Here is a 16,161-nt window from a genome sequence, read left to right as displayed (position 1 = left end):
TTCAATAATCTCGGAGGATATTTGCTGCTCTATTCATATCAGCGAATATCCTCTTAATTTAGGAGGTGATGTAAAGTCACCTTCCTATATTCATTAAAGGTTGGTGACAAATGGATAACTTTGAGCAAAGCACCATTTCAAGATTAAGTGCACTAGAAGAAAAAGCAAAACACACCAATAACAAGATTGACTCTCTTGAAGAAAGAACAAATGTTATCGGTCGTATAGCTACGCTTGTTGAGCAACAAGTCGAAATTAATAAAGACTCTCAAGCACAATCAAGAGTACAGTTCAGTACTCTTAACGAAATGAGTAACAGTTTAAAAAATCTAAGCAAATCATATGAAAAACTAGACAATCGAGTTGAAATATTGGAACGCTCTGATTCTACTCGTAAAATTGATCCCTCACAATTTACAAAAGACCTTGTATTCAAGGTGCTGCCAAGTGTAATTGCAACTATTATCGGTGCATGGTTACTCATACATTTTGGCCTTAAATAAAAATGAACAGGAGACGATTAAATGACTAAAATTAACTGGAAAGTAAGACTGAAAAAGAAAACATTCCTTGTTGCAATTTTCTCAGCGACACTTTTATTTGTACAAGCAATTGCCTCTGCTTTTGGATATGACTTGACGGTATTAGGTGACAATTTGACAGAGAAATTTAATGCACTTCTAACTTTTTTAACTGCAATGGGTATCATTGTTGACCCAACAACTCAAGGTATTTCTGATAGTGAACAAGCAATGGATTATGATTCACCGAGATAAAACCCCTACCCTTCTCTTAATTGAGGAGGGTATTTTTTCGTTTTTTCAAGTTTCACGCTTATAATCAATTTATTTGTAATTTTCATACAAATCTCTTTACATTTCTTTCCTCCAGTGCAACTATATAATAAAAAGGACAGAAAGGGGTTTGAAACTTGAAGACTGAAAAAGTCATTCCCTATGACTTAGTAGCGACAAAAATGAATCATTGGTATGTGGCAATTAAAAAGAATTGGGTCGGTAGAGCAGAGGAAATGCGAAAAGAAGTTATGCAAGAAATAAAGATTATGGAAGAGAATCAAGATGTCTTGCTATACTACTCTCTACTCGAATTTAGACATAAATTAATGCTATCGTATATGTACCCCAACGCCATAAAGGACATTGAGAAAAATTATGGTGAGTTAAAAGAATATGAAGGTCATGAAAACTTAACAGGAATGCTCGAATATTACTATTATTTTTTCATGGGCATGTTCTATTTTAGACAAAAAGAGTTGACGTTCTCCCTTAATCACTATAGACAAGCAGAGAAACATTTGGACTCCATCGATAGCGAAGATATTGAAGTTGAAAAAGCTGAATTTTATTTTAAATTGTCAGAAGTGTATTACCACATGAAACAAACTTATTTTTCAATGAATTATGCCATGAGAGCCTATAATATTTTTAAAAAGCAACCTGATGTTGATGGAAACTCTACATACGGGGTACAAAAAGTACGCTGTCAATTCGTCATATTTGGCAATTTGCTGGACAGCATGAAGTTTGATGAGGCGTTAAAAAGAGCATATAAAGCTTACCAAGAAGCAGAAGAGCTGAATAAAAATGAGAAGAATCGTGGACATTTAATACGTTCAGCACTGTTTAATATTGGATTATGTTATAATCAAATGGAAGAACTTGATAAAGCATTTTTTCACTTTAATAAGTCGCTCCAAATCATTAAGCCAGAAAACCATGATTATGCAGCTAAAACATTGTTTGTTATCTCCTTCTTAAAAGGAAGGCAAAACGATACTAAAAATGCTCAAGCGTTTTATGAACAATCAAAGCAGATAGCAGAACAGTACAACAATGAAGTAGTTATTGAAAAGCTGAAAATGGTTAAAGGTCTTTTCTTGGACTCGGATTTAAATTTAGTAAGAGAAGCGTTCCAGTTCTTCAGAGAAAGAGGTATGTACCCTGATATGGAAAGCTATGGAGTTGTTATAGCTGATTTTCTCACAGCAAAAAAAGAAGCTTGGGGTGCAATTGAATTTTATCGTTTGGCAAATGAAGCAAGAAGACAAATTAAAAGGGGAGAAGCAATATGAAAACAAAACTAATTATCTGCGCAGTTCTATTATTCGGTGTTGCCGGAACAGTGGGTGCTTCCTATCTCCAACAACAAAACGATACACTCAAAGTTGCTGAAAGAGCCGAAACGTAAATACTAATAACTAAGTAAGGAGAATAGAGGGAGTTCCCCTCTATTCTCATGATTTATGTCCCCCAGTAAGCCCAGCTCTGTGAAGCGCTGTCCCTGCAGGTGTATAAGAAACTGCTCTTAGAATTGCTTTAGAGCCGTATTTACTTCTGATCCCATCCATCACAAACCCGAGTTTCCTTCTCTTTTCATTATCCACTTCAAATAAACTCAACTGCTGATTAACATCATCCTCTATATTTGATAATGTAACTGAGATACTTCTCACTGTTTTCCCCGAGTAAAACTTATTAAAGAGCATCAAACAGCATCTATAAATGTCCATGGTGATATTTGTGGGAAGATCAATTGTTTTGGATCGGTGAAACCCACCACCAAGCTCATCCTTGCTGTATCCAATTCCTAGGCTTATTGTTCGACCAACTTTATTATGTGTGCGTGCCCTCCTTGCTACTTCCTCACAAATTTCCAATAGAACAGCCTTAATCTCTTCTCTCCTTATATAATCCCTCAGTAAAATCTGACTCTTACCAAAACTAATCTGCCCTTGCATCAAAGGAGCTCCTATTTCTGATAAATCGATTCCATGAGCATGATAATACAACTGGTTTCCCATTATTCCGAACTTCTTTTCAAGCAATTCTAAGGGAAACTTGGCTAACTGGCCTACAGTCGATATCCCCATTCGGTTCAGGTTTCTTTCCATCCTCCCTCCTATTCCCCACATTTTAGACAACGGGTGAACCTTCCAGAGTTTATTTGGCACATCTTCATATCTCCAACGTGCAATACCACTCTTTGTTTTCTTACTCTCCAGGTCAAGTGCAAGCTTACTGAGTAACATATTGTCTCCAATACCTACTGTGCACATCAAACCAAATTCTCTCCACATACTGCTTTGTATTGCTTTGGCCATTTCTTCAGGATCTTCTTTTCCTGCATCTAAAAAAGATTCATCGATAGAGAACGTATGTACGCATTTCTCAGGAACAAATCTGTAAAACAGCTTTGTAATTTCAGTTGAAACTCTGATGAAAAGCTTCATTTGCGGATTTACAATGTGTATTCTTGGATCTTCAGGTATCTCAAAAAGTCTCGATCCTGTTTTGATTCCAAAATCTTTTTTAAGTGCAGGAGATGCAGCTAATACTACACTTCCCTGTCTCTCCGTATTCCCTACAACGGCAAGATAACATGTTAAAGGGTTAAGCCCCATTGTTACAGCCGATACAGAAGCATAAAAGGATTTCATATCGACACAAAGTATATTCTTACGTGGAAATTGTAAGTAATCAATCATTGTATGTAACTCCTATGATGTTATTCATGTTGATATAAACTGTATTGTCATTCTGGTCTTTTACATGAAGCCTGTGTTGTTCAAAATTAATGTAATGGACTCTGCCGTTGACATTTTCAACGAATCCATTGTTAAAGAGTTTGAATTTCAACTCTTTATTAAATTCAAGTGCCTCAGAGACGAGAAGATCCATCTCTTCAATTTGTTGGTCATCTAAGGATGGTTTTTCAATTTTTGATACATCAATCAAATCTTGTTTAAGTTGTGTTAAATGTTCTGGGAGCATCATTGATGTCCATTTGATTGTTCCTCGATCCCTAAGCATATCGACTCACTCCTTTATCGATCTAATATTAACAGAACAAACGTTCTTTATTCAAGATAAACCAGAACAAAAGTTCGATGTAAATGTTGGTAATTATTCGATACTATGACAATTTAAACGTGATACACTTATTAACAAATGGATAAGTTAATTGAGGAGATGAAGTAATGTCATTGATTAGCAAACTAACAAGCAAAAAACAAAAAGACAAGGAATTTAAAAATATCCTTGCTTCTATAGAGCCATTAAAAGAAGATTACTATACCCTGGGTGGTAAACTTCCTTTTTCAAAAGAATATTCAACATATGTTCCCTACGCACTTGAAAATCAATACGATTCAAGTTTAGTCGGTGTTGCTTTTGATTACTTAGCAAGGTTTAGAATTGGACAGTTCACGAATAAAGAGGAGGCAAGAGATCATTTAATTGCCTATCAGGGACTGAGGAAATTAAGTAACAAAACTAAGAACTATTCGCTCACGGATACTTTCTATATACCCTTAATAAACGACATTTTGGACTTTATCAGAAGTGAGTCGAAAATTTCTCCAGATATATGTAAAAAAGCATTAAAGCTAGCCAAACTAGAACAGCTATACAGATCTCGAACAATTGGAGAGACAAATGTTGATTTTTATACTTGTATAAATTCTTCTGATGAAATAGTCAATGACCTAATGAGCCTGCTAGAGGTTTTCGAAAATAAGTTCATAAACAGTGGCATATTAACAAAAAACAGCGAAGTTGTTTTTAACCCTTCTTTTGGCGTTAGCTCACCATTAGTAGGCGGTGCAGACGCAGATATTTGGATTGATGGGACGTTGTATGATTTTAAAACAACGAAAAAGAACTCTTTGGATAAAAATGATAACCTTCAGTTGATCGGCTATTTTATATTAAATGAACTCGCTCAAGAAGTTCACGCTGCAATAGGAGCGCCTCCCCTATTAGACATAGATAGACTGGGTTTTTATAAAGCAAGGTATGGAGAGATTGAATTTTACGATATAGAAAAATTGATTACAAAAGAAATGCGCGACCAAACATTAGTTGAATTGGCTAAATACTTTAGTGAAAATCCAGGTAAGTTAAATTTAGTTCATGACCCTTTCTTTGTAGAGGATGCAAAGGAGGTTCTAAAATCAATTAGTGAATGGGGAATTTAGAGATACGTTCTATCCAATCTTAAAACATATGATTCATATTGGTAATTTATTGTGAATTTTTAACGACAAGGGGATTTATGTATAGTATAATATTTCCTGTACATTAAGTTTGCTCACTCAAGGGAGTCTTGCTCATCCCCTAATGAAAGGGGGTGATGCTAATGTCAACATTTCAAGCATTAATACTCATGCTTGCATTTGGGTCTTTTATAATTGCCCTGTTGACGTATATAAACAAAAAATAGACCTCCCTTGAGCCCTCAGAAAGTTCAGGGAATGGTCTATCTCAACTAAGAACCAATGAGCAAGCCCTTTGATGGGCAGCTTTTTGTACAGATCCGGGGTGTTGGTAGCACCCTGGTCTTTTTTATTTTATGCAATACAATTAAACAAATGCATAAAATAATTATATAATTGTATCATTACCCTAATTATAACCATATAAAAATGGTATTTGCAATACTATTGCTTTATGGGTAAAACCATTATTTTATTTGGATTGATGATGATTAGTTTTGCACATCTCATACAATTGCAATACTTTTGTTTAGTTGTCTAAACTAACTTTCAATGCATCAGCTAGCATGGTGTTAAAATCATCAAATTTATTCATCAGCGTTCCAGAGGGTTTATCAAGCTCTAAGTATTCATTTTCAATTACATCTAAACAATACCAAGCTGTATCTGAGTCACCAAAAAACAGATATTTTTTCTGCTCATCATTTTCGTGCCACTGTTCATTTGTTTCAATAAAACCATAAACTTCTTCATCATTTTCTTCTCTCAGTAATTCTTGATCCAATCCATAGATTACCAAGCCATTAAAATCTAATCCGTTTACAGTTTGAAGGAATTTTTTATATCCTAAAGGAATCTCATTTACAGGGAACTTACCTAATACTGCTTCTTCAAAGTTCCTTATTTCTTGGTCTGTAACAGGAGAATTTAATTCATCTCCATACTTTGCTTCAGTTTTTCGAATTTCCTCTAATAAATTTACCCACATAATACTGCCTCCTTATTTCTCACTTGGATATATCTCATCATTTGGAATAGGCCAATTAATCTTCTTTGTTTCCCCCGGTGTTAAACCTTTTGTTAACGAATTTTGCTCATTAGTTATTGCTTTATGATAAGGGTCATTTTTGATCAAAATCAAGTTATCCATGTCGTTTGTGCCACCGTCATCTAAAGGAAGCTTATGGTGAACTTGATATCCTTTTGGATTCAACCCATCCTTCATTCGGGCAATATCCTTATCTGTTAAGCCAGCCTTCTTAAGTTTCTTAACTTTATTGGGGTCATTTGATAGACCTTTTAAAAATTGTTTTTTTATAGAACTGTTGAACTTTCTTCTAAGTTTTGCTGTTTCTTCTGGACTTCTCTTTGTGTAGCTAATTTCCTTAACTTTAACACCTTTTAAAAGAACCTGTTCACCTTTTAATGTTCCTACAAAATCATCGCTACCAGCCGATTTATATAGCACACTGTTCTTCTCGTCTATCGCTTCTTTCAATATTGATGTGTTTTTCACATTATGAGTATTCTTTATATCCTGAAGGATACCTGCATACGCCAAATGATTATTATTTAATGAAATAGAATTAATGAAGGTTTTTCCTTTATCAATTCCAGTCTTTACGCTATTGGTAACTGCTTTTTCTCCAGCCCCTAAGACTTTATCGACCTTGGCTGCTCCAGTTGTAGCTAACTTACTTGACCCTTTAAGAATAGAGCCTCCACCTTTTAAACCAACAAGGCTTCCAACAGCATAAGTTATATAGTGTGCTCTCGAATAAGCATCACCATTGACCATTTTATCATTCCAGGAATCAGATAAGTCTTTCCAAATAATTTTAGCATAAGTAGGTGTTTCAATTATGGTACCAGTTATTTTTAATAGCTTCTGCTCATCAGAAAGCTGTGAAAATTCCCAAGTACCAACTGCTAAGTCTTTGGCACCAACTACCGTATCCTTAACGACATCATATACAGCCACACTCACCCCTTTTACGATATCCCAGGTGACTTTTCCTACCCCTTCTAGCTGCTTCGCTTGTTCAATTTGAACTGCAAGCTGCACTTGAGCAGGTTCAAGATTCTCGTAGCCTACTTTCTTAGCAATCTCTAAATATTCATCTGGATCAGAAACACCGTCATCAAGTTTCTTTTTCAACTCTTTAATTTCTTGTTCTTTTGCTTCTTCTTTTTTAACACTTAAGTAAGATTCAGAATGCTTTTCTATTTCGCCTTTTTTCTTATGTATGTCACTTTCTCTATACGCTTTGGCGTTGTAGTGAATTGGTGTGGCGTTCTTCCCTTTGCCTGTTGATTCCTGCAGCTTTTTAAAATCTTGCTGAATGAATTGTTCGTTTGGCTCAGTCTCTGCGTACTCTGTTTTTAAATCCTCATCAAGCTTGTTTAGCTTATTGATTGTTTTTTCACGTTTGTCATCTGCAGAAGAAAGTTTGTCTTTGAAGTCTTCTGTTGAGAATATTTCAAGGGGAAGAATATCATTGATGTCGTTTAATATGTCTTTCATTGCTTTTTTCTGTTCAGACATAATGGATTTTGATTTTGTATAAGCGTTCGCCAACTCATGTTCAAGAAAAGATTCTTCTATGTAAGCATCTGACATCTTGGCATCTTCAAGTTTTGCAGAAATGCTGCTTAAGAAGGCAATCTTCATGTCAATCAGATCAATCCATTGGTCGGTCACGCCAACATGGTCATGATAAAATGCTTTAATGTTATCAGCACCTTTACCTGAAAACTCGCTGTCATCTAGGTCAGCTACGTCCTTAAACGCTTTTCTTAGCTTAACCATTTGCGACCTTAGTTCCTTATACTCTTTGGCTCTTTTATCTGCTTCAGAGAGTAATGAATCAGCCTCAAATACCTTCATATCATTCTCCTTCCTAGCCCTACTCTATGTAAATTTTACCACAATCATCTATTTGAATAACAGAAAAAGACAGCCAAAATGACTGTCTTATACATCACACTATCTTGTTCTATAATAATTTTCTGCAGTATAGTAGCGCCAATCCCAAAAAGGTTCCCCATTAGCCAATATATATCGGTCTAAAAATATTTCAAAATTTAAATTTAATGGATTGTATTCTAAACCACTTTCAAATATATAGAGATAGTTAGGATCATCTTGATTAATTTTATCTTTATCGATCATTAAATGGCATTCTTCCAATAAGTAGCCAATTGGGATACCATTGATACCTTCAAACAAATCCTCATATTTTAGTTCCTCTTCAATCTCTTCAAGGCTAAATAGCTGAAGTCCTCCACCTATATTCTCCCCATCAGAAAGAATCTCAAAAATTTTCGCACCGTTATGTAGTGTGATGAACTTCTGATAATCCTCTGGAAAGGTAATCTGGTGTTTAGTTTCAAAACTTTGAATCTCATTAAGGGTTGCTTTGTCCGAGGAAAAAGTAACAAGACATTCCATGGTATCTCCTTCAGAACAAAACAATTTAATGGATCCTTTTTCATCTAAGAGACTTTTCAAACCATTTACAGTCTTATGAACAAAGTTAGTCAAATAAATCGCCCCACTTACTTGTTAATATCCAGTCCACCAAGGAGACACAGTTTTTCGGTGGAAATCCTTTTTTAATGGGAATAAATTGTTCATATCATTATTCCCTCCGTACTGAAGAGGAATAATATGGTGAATTTCATAATCACTCCAATTCCATTTAGGGTCTCCATATTTCTTTATATACCAACTTTTATATTTATCTCTAATTTTTTTATCCCTTTTCTCTCTATCTTCAACTGGGATAACTTTCATGTTAGCATAAGCCGGTGCCGGCATTACTTTTTTGTTATGATTGTTTTTTGCATATGGGTATAATACTGCTTTTTTATTTGCAAGAAATGGTGAAGACGTTTTAGAGTCAACTACTGGAGGAGAGTCTTTCCATACAACTGAAGCCGAAAATTCTCTTTTATAGAAGCTAGTTCCACCCACTCTAAAACTTTTTGAAGAACTTGCTCCTGCCTTTATTTCTCCAAGCATAAATTTCTTAGTGTGTGCAAGAACTCTAATGTACTTTCCATTTACGGATTTATTGGCTAGTAAGTTATTTGAAGCATTCACGTACATAGGCTTTGTGCCAACAACTTTAGTGATTCTAATAACGTTTGTTATTGATTTGTTCTTCTCACTTAATAATGTTTCAACTTGTACTTCTACATAGCCAGGTACTTTTCCTTTAGTTTTATTCTTTATTTTGGTCTCTTTATTAGAAAATAGATCAACTCGATCTCCTGAGATACTTGAATCGTAGTTGTAGAGATAATCATGATTTAACTCAGATGCGAGAATATCTGCTTGTTTAATTTGTTCTTTTTCATTTCCAAGATCAACTTTTTTTAATTTGGCATTTTTATTTTCATCTACTTCAAATTTAAGTGTTCCCTTAAACAACGAGGTAACATTCTTCTCAGAATTAGAGGAAGTTGCTTCAACCTCTTTAGTGTTTAAGAAAAGTAGCATGGTAAATGATAAAACTGCAAATAAAATTAGTGGAACAAATTTTTTCATAATGGTTTCTCCTTTATTGTTAAATTTCAACCTCTTATGAGAACTCACAGATGAATATTTTTTCTTTTTTTACATTTAATACCTCCTTTCAAGAAAGATAGTACCACTGACCTTTTTTTCAAACAATCCTTTCTGCTCGCTTTTAAACTATTGTTTATGTAAGATTTTATTTAAAATTCAATTTGAAAAGATTGGATAAAGGATTATAATTATTGATGGTCTACCGATATAGATAGAGAACAAACACTTTAAAAGGGGAAATGAAATTGAAGAAAGTAATATTAGGCTTTACTGCATTCACTTTAAGCTTATCATTGGCTGCCTGCGGCTCAAATGATACTGAAAAAAGCAGTACAGAATCTAAAGAAACACAACAAGTTTCTCAGGATGCTGAACAAAAAGAAGCTACTAAAGAAAAAACAGCTGACAAATCCGATTCCAAAGACAAAAAGGAATTAGTGGATGTAACCTTAGACAAGGTTGTTGATGGAGATACGATTAAAGTTAAATACAACGGGAACGTTGATACAGTACGATACTTACTCGTTGACACTCCTGAGAGTAAAAAGCCAGATTCTTGTGTTCAACCATATGGTGAGGATGCATCTAAACGAAACAAAGAATTGGTTAGCGACGGCAAACTGCAAATGGAATTTGATAAAGGTGACCACCGAGATAAATATGGAAGATTGTTAGCTTACGTTTATGTCGATGGTAAGTCTGTTCAGGAAACATTATTAAAAGAAGGATTGGCCAGAGTTGCATATGTTTATGAGCCAAATACGAAATACATAGACCAATTCAGGAAAGATGAGCAAGAGGCAAAATCAGAGAAACTTTCAATCTGGAGCAAGAATGGTTTTGTGACTGACCGAGGATTTAATGGCTGTGTGAAAGAGAAAAACACTGCAGTTAAAAAAGCAACAACATCTAAACCGGCAGCTAAACAGCCTACTACTCCAAAGGCATCAAGTGAAACTTCGACTACAACTGAAAACGAATCATCTTCAGCGTCAACTGGAGAAACAGAATCGTTTAAAAATTGTACAGAGTTAAGAAAGAAATATCCGAATGGAGTTCCTAGTTCCCACCCTGCATACCAATCTAAAATGGACAGGGATCATGACAACTATGCTTGTGAACGTTAATTGAAAGCCCTTTGTGGCTTTCTTTTTTTAGTAAGTGATATAAAAAACCCCTCCTCTAAATAGAGGAGAGGAATGATTTATAGAGAACCCCAGATAGATTTACCACCTGTATGTCCGGTTTTTTCATGTATAGTTCTATTTACTAATTGCAATCTGCCTGTATTTTCGTGATGGTGCCATATATACCCTCGTGGAGTTTTCCCATTTTTAATGTCTTGAATCTGATACTTATTGAATTTTTTCGCATGCTCCCAAGTATTAATTGCCTTCTTCAAAGATGCGTTTGCATTCTTAAATTGTGTACCATTTGAAGATTTAATTAGACTCATAGGGAGGTTATAATTGTATTTAGATGCGAAAACAGGAAAACCTTTAGAATTAAATTTCACACCAGTCTTAGGATGCTTCTTTCCTGCAAGCTTACCATTTCTGACTGCAATTTTCTTTGTAGTTGACTTTAACGTTTGCTTAACTAGGAGCTTACCTCCGACCCGACTGACAACAGCGATTGCAGGTGGAATTAACCAAGCCCATTGAGCATGATAAGATTCGTCTTCACCTACATCATCAGTTTCTGGTTCAGTGGCGTTTTCAGTCGGAGTTACAACATTCTCTTCAAATTCACTATCAGGAACACTTTCGTCTTCATTGATTTCTTCTTGCGTAGCTCCGTCCTCTAATAAATCTTCATCTTCATAGACAGGAGCATCTGCTAAATTAGCATAATACGAATCTTCCGAAACATCAGAGTAATCTTCGTATGTATCCTCTTCGTAGTTAAAGTCATCCTCATACTCTTCATACTCGGAATCAACCGGATTTTCATCTGATCCTTGAACTGACTCTGTTTCAGGTTGAACCGGCTGTTCAATTGACTGTGCTTCAGCAAAGTTCGGTAACACAAAAGTTAGCAGGAGAAGCAAACTCAAAACGACACTCAAAATCTTCCGATAGCTTTTCATTAATTCCCTCTTTTCTTTAGGATTTTTAACACATTTCCATTCTAGTACAAATGGTGTTAAAAATAAACAAAAAGAGGAAAATAATACTTATTTTACAAAAAGTCTTTAAGTTGATCTAATATAATCTCAGTATCCTCATTTCTGGACTTTCCTAACTCCTGAGCAGCTTTTTGAACCACAGTTTTTAAATTATTCGACTTTATTTGTTGTGAGTATGAAGAAACAACTGACATCAATACGTCAGCCAATTCAAAAGCCATGTCACCTTGTTCCCCTATGGAATTATCATTAATAATGTTCAGCAGCCAATTTAGGTCTTCGACACTTTGGATTGGAAAAAGAGAAATCCTATGAATCTCCATAGGGTTCTTATTAGCAAGAATTTTTTCGACTTCTTCCTTCTGAATAGCATCTGGATCATTTGGATCAATACTTGATATTTCATCAAAATCTAAATTTTCGTCTTCTTGAACTTCTTCGTATTCATGTGTATAGAGTTTAGATAAGAATTCATCAAATGAATCTGCAATCTTAAAATCATTATTTAATTCTAAGTCAAAGTAATGAACAGGTGGATTTTCATTAGTTAGACGATAATCTAAGGCTACCCAATTATGCCCATCTCCCTGTATTAACAATAATCTTTGTGGTAACCCCCACTCTTTTATTAGATATTCACTTTCTAAAATCCCCAGATCCTTTCCTATACCTCTAATATGATCAACTTCAATATGATCGTCTGCCCAAGATGTTTCCTGATCTGTTGGGAACGCATTAAAATTAATCAATCCACCATTTTGTTGAATGATCAATTTTTTATATTGTTCAGGCAAAGTTAAGTTTAACTCTTGTTCAACATTCTTTATTTCATCTTCACTGATGTCTTTTAACCTAAAAGGATCATATTCACTGTTCTCCCAAATCTCACTCATGGTATTACCTCCTATGGGCTATGTAATGATACTTCAAGACATATACGCTTTTAAATTCGGAAAGTTTCATTCAAATTAGTGCTGGAAATTAAAACAGGCGGTGAGGCTTATCTTAGAAGAAAAGCCAGAGAGTATGTGAGGGAACTCTCTGGCCTATAGTGGCTGATATACCAACTATGATACATATACAGGATACTTTAAATTTAGGATGTATTCAAGCAGCTTTTAGGTTTAAATAAAATGGGAATTTTATTTAGATCACCTCCTAATAATTATGTATATTAAAACAACGATAATCAGCAGCAGAAGGATTATTACCCATACATAAATGTTCAGGCCAAGAAAGAATGTTCCGATCGCTGGAAATAATTTTGGGAACATAGCAATTAATAGAGTTACGATCACACCGATAGTAGGGATGATTAATGATAAATTTTCGATTTGTGATTGATCCATTATTCTTTCCTCCTATAATTACATTAGATTTTATTGAGAGTTAAGCAAGGGCATTCAATCTTGCTCACAAGCATTATAGATAGCTAGTTGAGATATTTAACAAGGTTTTAGAAGAACCTTGTTTTATCCAAATGTTACTCATAGTCAATGATTCATCCCCTCTCTTATATCCTTCAATAGTTAATACTCGCCCGCACAATTCAGCGAAAAAATTTTCAGTCATTATAAGTTGCGTATAGACTTTCCAAGACGGACAACCATTCATTTGAACTTCTACCTACACTTATAAAACGGGTACAGTAACGGTCATTTTGCGACATCAAATTAAAAAATTTCACACAACTGATAATATGCACGTCGAATAAATGTCGCGCAAATTTCTTCTGTCATATATAACTGCGTATCGACCTCCGCAATGGCACAATCTTTTCGCTAATTTTTTTTCACCCTTCATAAGTAAAACCCCATCGGTGTATTCGATTTTGCATCATCGATCTAGAACTTTTCCTCTGTTATTAATAACTGCGTATAAACTTTTAAAATCGGACACTTTTTACTGAAATTTTTTCGTCCTCACTTATAGATGCGTACATACTTCAAAAAATGGACAAAAAAATCCCCCGTCTTTAAAAGACGAGGGCTGATAATAATTCACAATACATATGCCTAAATCTAAAACTAGATAGATCAACATTCAAAGAATACAAATCTTTCAAATTATTTTGTTGTTTTCGTATTCAATGTTAGATAGAATGTTTTTACAGATACTTCTGTTTTGACATTAAACACAATAAAGAGGTGCTAAATTTTTGGAGTTAAAAAACATTGTCAATTCTTACAACATCACAAATATTTTAGGTTATCTTAGACGTTCTCGTCAGGACATGGAACGAGAAAAAAGAACAGGTGAAGACACACTCACAGAGCAAAAAGAACTCATGAATAAAATACTTACGGCTATTGAGATCCCTTATGAATTAAAAATGGAGATTGGATCAGGAGAAAGCATTGAGGGTCGTCCTGTCTTTAAAGAGTGCCTTAAAGATCTTGAGGAAGGCAAATATCAGGCAATTGCAGTTAAAGAAATAACAAGACTTAGTCGTGGGAGTTATAGCGATGCAGGACAGATTGTTAACCTTCTTCAAAGCAAACGATTGACCATAATTACACCATATAAGGTTTATGACCCTAGAAACCCTGTAGACATGCGCCAAATTCGTTTTGAATTATTTATGGCTAGAGAAGAATTTGAAATGACTAGAGAGCGTATGACAGGTGCTAAATACACATATGCAGCACAAGGGAAATGGATATCTGGACTGGCACCTTATGGATACCAATTAAACAAAAAGACCTCTAAGCTAGACCCAATTGAGGATGAAGCAAAGGTTGTTGAACTAATTTTTGATTTATTCTTGAATGGTCTCAACGGGAAGGATTACAGTTACAATGCAATTGCCACTCATTTGACCAATCTGCAAATCCCCTCCCCTGCCGGAAAGAAAAAGTGGAATCGATTCACTGTGAAAGCCATTCTTGAAAATGAAGTTTATATAGGAACTGTTAAGTATAAAGTCAGAGAGAAAGAAAAAGACGGTAAGAGAACAATTAGACCTGAGAATGAACAAATAATTGTACCTGACGCACACACTCCCATTATTGATAAAGATCAATTCGAGGAGGCGAATAAAAAAATCGAAAACAAAATACCTTTGCTGCCAAATAGAAGCGATTATAAATTAAATGAATTGGCTGGTGTATGTATTTGTGCTGACTGCGGTGGCCCATTGTCAAAATATGAAGCCAAAAGAAAGAGACAAAACAAAAACGGTACTGAAAGCTTATATCATGTTAAAGTGCTCAGATGCCTCAATAACAAGTGTATGAATGTTCGGTATAATGATGTTGAAGAAGCAATATTAGATTATTTTAGACTGTTTCAAACATTAAATGATAAGGAACTTACAAACCTTATTGAAGACATGGTTCATTCACACGAGAATAAGAACAACATCAAATCTCAAAAACAGATTAATGAACAATTCGAGCAACGTGAGAAAGAGTTACAAAATAAACTGAATTTCATCTTTGATAAGTACGAAAGTGGTATTTACTCTGACGAAATTTTTCTTCAGCGAAAAGCAACATTGGACAAGGAAATGAAAGAACTAAAAAAAGCCAAAGATGAGTTAAATGGTCTGACAGATATTAAATCAGGTATTGATATCAGTAAAGTAAGAAGCCAAATGAAAAACTTGATTCAAATTTACGAGACATCAAATGATAAAGAAGAAAAAAACAACTTACTCAGAATAGCATTAGAAAAAGTAATTGTTAAAATGACAGCTAAAAGAAAAGGCCCAGTACCTGCACAATTTGAGATAACACCTATTCTTAGGTTCGGCCTTCTAACCGGTGATACGCTGACTGATACTAAGGAAAGTTCGTTTTCGTAGTCAGTATCTCGATAAACAGATAAAGCTGTGTCCCCTGTAAACACAATGGGTGCCACTAAGCTGTTATCTGAAAAGCTGTTTCATCAAGCTAACCGCCACGTTCAAAATAGAGGAACTGTTTTTTGTTCCGTCCGTTTCGGAAATGTTCTCGGCTCAAGAGGTTCAGTCATCCCTATTTTATTTGAACAGATGATGGAAGGTGAACCGCTGACCATCACAGACAAGAACATGACCAGATTTTTTATGTCTATTAATGATGCGGCCACACTGACACTGCAATCAGCCGCTATAACCACAGGCGGAGAAACTTTTATTTTTAAAATGGAATCACTGAAACTCGAGGAATTGATTCATGGATTTGAAGAATACGCAGCGCAGCACGGTCTCCCGCACCCGGCCGCAATAGAAGTCGGCAAGCGTCCAGGTGAAAAGCTTCACGAAGAATTGACATCTCCCCACGAAGTAGAGTCACTATATGAATGGGGCAACCTATATGCTATCCTCCCAGAACCTGAAAAACATCCTGATTTTCGCAAAGTCAATTTGCCCGGGTATCAGTCTGATCAGGCTCCTCTTATTACAAAAGACAGAATTGCCCAAATTATTGAAGACCTGCATAAAGAAAAAAAGGCATAAAACAA

16 protein-coding genes and 1 pseudogene are annotated in these 16,161 nt (G+C 35.1%); 8 read left to right on the top strand and 9 right to left on the bottom strand.

Annotated elements, in window-relative coordinates:
* Positions 1 to 110: 110 nt before the first annotated feature.
* The 3 genes from KXD37_RS04735 (at position 111) to KXD37_RS04725 (ending at position 2,092) form a co-directional block, all read left to right on the top strand.
* Positions 111 to 503, top strand: a complete 393-nt coding sequence (locus KXD37_RS04735; protein WP_263463272.1) for a hypothetical protein — start codon at positions 111 to 113, stop codon at positions 501 to 503.
* A 21-nt stretch (positions 504 to 524) separates the two neighbouring features.
* Positions 525 to 776: a phage holin gene (locus KXD37_RS04730; RefSeq protein ID WP_263463271.1), complete on the top strand. Its 252-nt coding sequence runs from the start codon at positions 525 to 527 to the stop codon at positions 774 to 776.
* Between the two features lie 155 nt (positions 777 to 931).
* The gene (locus KXD37_RS04725; RefSeq protein WP_263463270.1) at positions 932 to 2,092 is read left to right on the top strand and encodes a tetratricopeptide repeat protein; all 1,161 of its coding nucleotides are present in this window, start codon (positions 932 to 934) and stop codon (positions 2,090 to 2,092) included.
* Between the two features lie 162 nt (positions 2,093 to 2,254).
* Here KXD37_RS04725 and KXD37_RS04720 read toward each other — a convergent pair whose 3' ends face one another.
* Positions 2,255 to 3,505, bottom strand: a complete 1,251-nt coding sequence (locus tag KXD37_RS04720) for a DNA polymerase thumb domain-containing protein (RefSeq protein ID WP_263463269.1) — start codon at positions 3,503 to 3,505, stop codon at positions 2,255 to 2,257.
* Complete coding sequence (locus KXD37_RS04715) at positions 3,498 to 3,830, bottom strand: YolD-like family protein (RefSeq protein ID WP_213384727.1); 333 nt, start codon at positions 3,828 to 3,830, stop codon at positions 3,498 to 3,500. The genes KXD37_RS04720 and KXD37_RS04715 overlap by 8 nt, the downstream gene beginning before the upstream one ends.
* A gap of 167 nt (positions 3,831 to 3,997) precedes the next feature.
* Here KXD37_RS04715 and KXD37_RS04710 point away from each other — a divergent pair, with 167 nt between their 5' ends.
* Both KXD37_RS04710 and KXD37_RS04705 read left to right on the top strand, forming a co-directional pair.
* Positions 3,998 to 4,996, top strand: coding sequence for a hypothetical protein (locus KXD37_RS04710; RefSeq protein WP_263463268.1), 999 nt, complete (start codon positions 3,998 to 4,000; stop codon positions 4,994 to 4,996).
* A 155-nt stretch (positions 4,997 to 5,151) separates the two neighbouring features.
* Positions 5,152 to 5,241 carry a putative holin-like toxin gene (locus KXD37_RS04705; protein ID WP_072692678.1) on the top strand — a complete coding sequence of 30 codons (90 nt, stop codon included), beginning with the start codon at positions 5,152 to 5,154 and terminating at the stop codon, positions 5,239 to 5,241.
* A gap of 302 nt (positions 5,242 to 5,543) precedes the next feature.
* Here KXD37_RS04705 and KXD37_RS04700 read toward each other — a convergent pair whose 3' ends face one another.
* From KXD37_RS04700 to KXD37_RS04685, 4 genes are all read right to left on the bottom strand, one after another.
* Positions 5,544 to 6,002 (bottom strand): SMI1/KNR4 family protein, encoded by a 459-nt coding sequence (locus tag KXD37_RS04700; RefSeq protein WP_263463267.1) that lies wholly within the window; start codon positions 6,000 to 6,002, stop codon positions 5,544 to 5,546.
* A gap of 12 nt (positions 6,003 to 6,014) precedes the next feature.
* The gene (locus KXD37_RS04695; RefSeq protein WP_263463266.1) at positions 6,015 to 7,901 is read right to left on the bottom strand and encodes a T7SS effector LXG polymorphic toxin; all 1,887 of its coding nucleotides are present in this window, start codon (positions 7,899 to 7,901) and stop codon (positions 6,015 to 6,017) included.
* A gap of 99 nt (positions 7,902 to 8,000) precedes the next feature.
* A complete protein-coding gene (locus KXD37_RS04690; RefSeq protein WP_263463265.1) occupies positions 8,001 to 8,558 on the bottom strand; it encodes an SMI1/KNR4 family protein in 558 nt (185 codons plus the stop codon).
* 21 nt (positions 8,559 to 8,579) lie between these two features.
* Entirely contained in the window at positions 8,580 to 9,566 is a 987-nt protein-coding gene (locus KXD37_RS04685) for an HNH endonuclease signature motif containing protein (RefSeq protein ID WP_263463264.1), read from the bottom strand.
* Positions 9,567 to 9,832: 266 nt separating this feature from the next.
* Here KXD37_RS04685 and KXD37_RS04680 point away from each other — a divergent pair, with 266 nt between their 5' ends.
* A complete protein-coding gene (locus tag KXD37_RS04680) occupies positions 9,833 to 10,714 on the top strand; it encodes a thermonuclease family protein (protein WP_263463263.1) in 882 nt (293 codons plus the stop codon).
* 77 nt (positions 10,715 to 10,791) lie between these two features.
* Here KXD37_RS04680 and KXD37_RS04675 read toward each other — a convergent pair whose 3' ends face one another.
* The 3 genes from KXD37_RS04675 to KXD37_RS04665 form a co-directional block, all read right to left on the bottom strand.
* Positions 10,792 to 11,676: an HNH endonuclease gene (locus KXD37_RS04675; protein ID WP_263463262.1), complete on the bottom strand. Its 885-nt coding sequence runs from the start codon at positions 11,674 to 11,676 to the stop codon at positions 10,792 to 10,794.
* A gap of 92 nt (positions 11,677 to 11,768) precedes the next feature.
* Complete coding sequence (locus KXD37_RS04670) at positions 11,769 to 12,608, bottom strand: SMI1/KNR4 family protein (protein WP_263463261.1); 840 nt, start codon at positions 12,606 to 12,608, stop codon at positions 11,769 to 11,771.
* 258 nt (positions 12,609 to 12,866) lie between these two features.
* Positions 12,867 to 13,064: a hypothetical protein gene (locus KXD37_RS04665; RefSeq protein ID WP_161619395.1), complete on the bottom strand. Its 198-nt coding sequence runs from the start codon at positions 13,062 to 13,064 to the stop codon at positions 12,867 to 12,869.
* Between the two features lie 809 nt (positions 13,065 to 13,873).
* On the opposite strand from KXD37_RS04665, the gene KXD37_RS04660 reads away from it, so the two are divergent.
* Both KXD37_RS04660 and KXD37_RS04655 read left to right on the top strand, forming a co-directional pair.
* Positions 13,874 to 15,520, top strand: coding sequence for a recombinase family protein (locus KXD37_RS04660; protein WP_263463260.1), 1,647 nt, complete (start codon positions 13,874 to 13,876; stop codon positions 15,518 to 15,520).
* Positions 15,521 to 15,535: 15 nt separating this feature from the next.
* Positions 15,536 to 16,156, top strand: a pseudogene (locus tag KXD37_RS04655) (polysaccharide biosynthesis protein); the annotation flags it as partial.
* Positions 16,157 to 16,161 lie beyond the last annotated feature (5 nt).

Source organism: Bacillus sp. XT-2, assembly GCF_025696525.1.
Taxonomy (GTDB): Bacteria; Bacillota; Bacilli; order Bacillales; family Bacillaceae; genus Bacillus; species Bacillus halotolerans.
The sequence above is the reverse complement of the archived record's forward strand: the minus strand, read 5'-3'. Positions and strand labels throughout refer to the sequence as shown.

Bases quoted from the DNA above. Each gene is read 5' to 3' on its own strand.
- KXD37_RS04700 (WP_263463267.1), bottom strand. From the start codon at position 6,002: ATGTGGGTAAATTTATTAGAGGAAATTCGAAAAACTGAAGCAAAGTAT.
- KXD37_RS04730 (WP_263463271.1), top strand. From the start codon at position 525: ATGACTAAAATTAACTGGAAAGTAAGACTGAAAAAGAAAACATTCCTT.
- KXD37_RS04735 (WP_263463272.1), top strand. From the start codon at position 111: ATGGATAACTTTGAGCAAAGCACCATTTCAAGATTAAGTGCACTAGAA.
- KXD37_RS04715 (WP_213384727.1), bottom strand. From the start codon at position 3,830: ATGCTTAGGGATCGAGGAACAATCAAATGGACATCAATGATGCTCCCA.
- KXD37_RS04685 (WP_263463264.1), bottom strand. From the start codon at position 9,566: ATGAAAAAATTTGTTCCACTAATTTTATTTGCAGTTTTATCATTTACC.
- KXD37_RS04665 (WP_161619395.1), bottom strand. From the start codon at position 13,064: ATGGATCAATCACAAATCGAAAATTTATCATTAATCATCCCTACTATC.
- KXD37_RS04695 (WP_263463266.1), bottom strand. From the start codon at position 7,901: ATGAAGGTATTTGAGGCTGATTCATTACTCTCTGAAGCAGATAAAAGA.
- KXD37_RS04675 (WP_263463262.1), bottom strand. From the start codon at position 11,676: ATGAAAAGCTATCGGAAGATTTTGAGTGTCGTTTTGAGTTTGCTTCTC.
- KXD37_RS04705 (WP_072692678.1), top strand. From the start codon at position 5,152: ATGCTAATGTCAACATTTCAAGCATTAATACTCATGCTTGCATTTGGG.
- KXD37_RS04670 (WP_263463261.1), bottom strand. From the start codon at position 12,608: ATGAGTGAGATTTGGGAGAACAGTGAATATGATCCTTTTAGGTTAAAA.
- KXD37_RS04720 (WP_263463269.1), bottom strand. From the start codon at position 3,505: ATGATTGATTACTTACAATTTCCACGTAAGAATATACTTTGTGTCGAT.
- KXD37_RS04710 (WP_263463268.1), top strand. From the start codon at position 3,998: ATGTCATTGATTAGCAAACTAACAAGCAAAAAACAAAAAGACAAGGAA.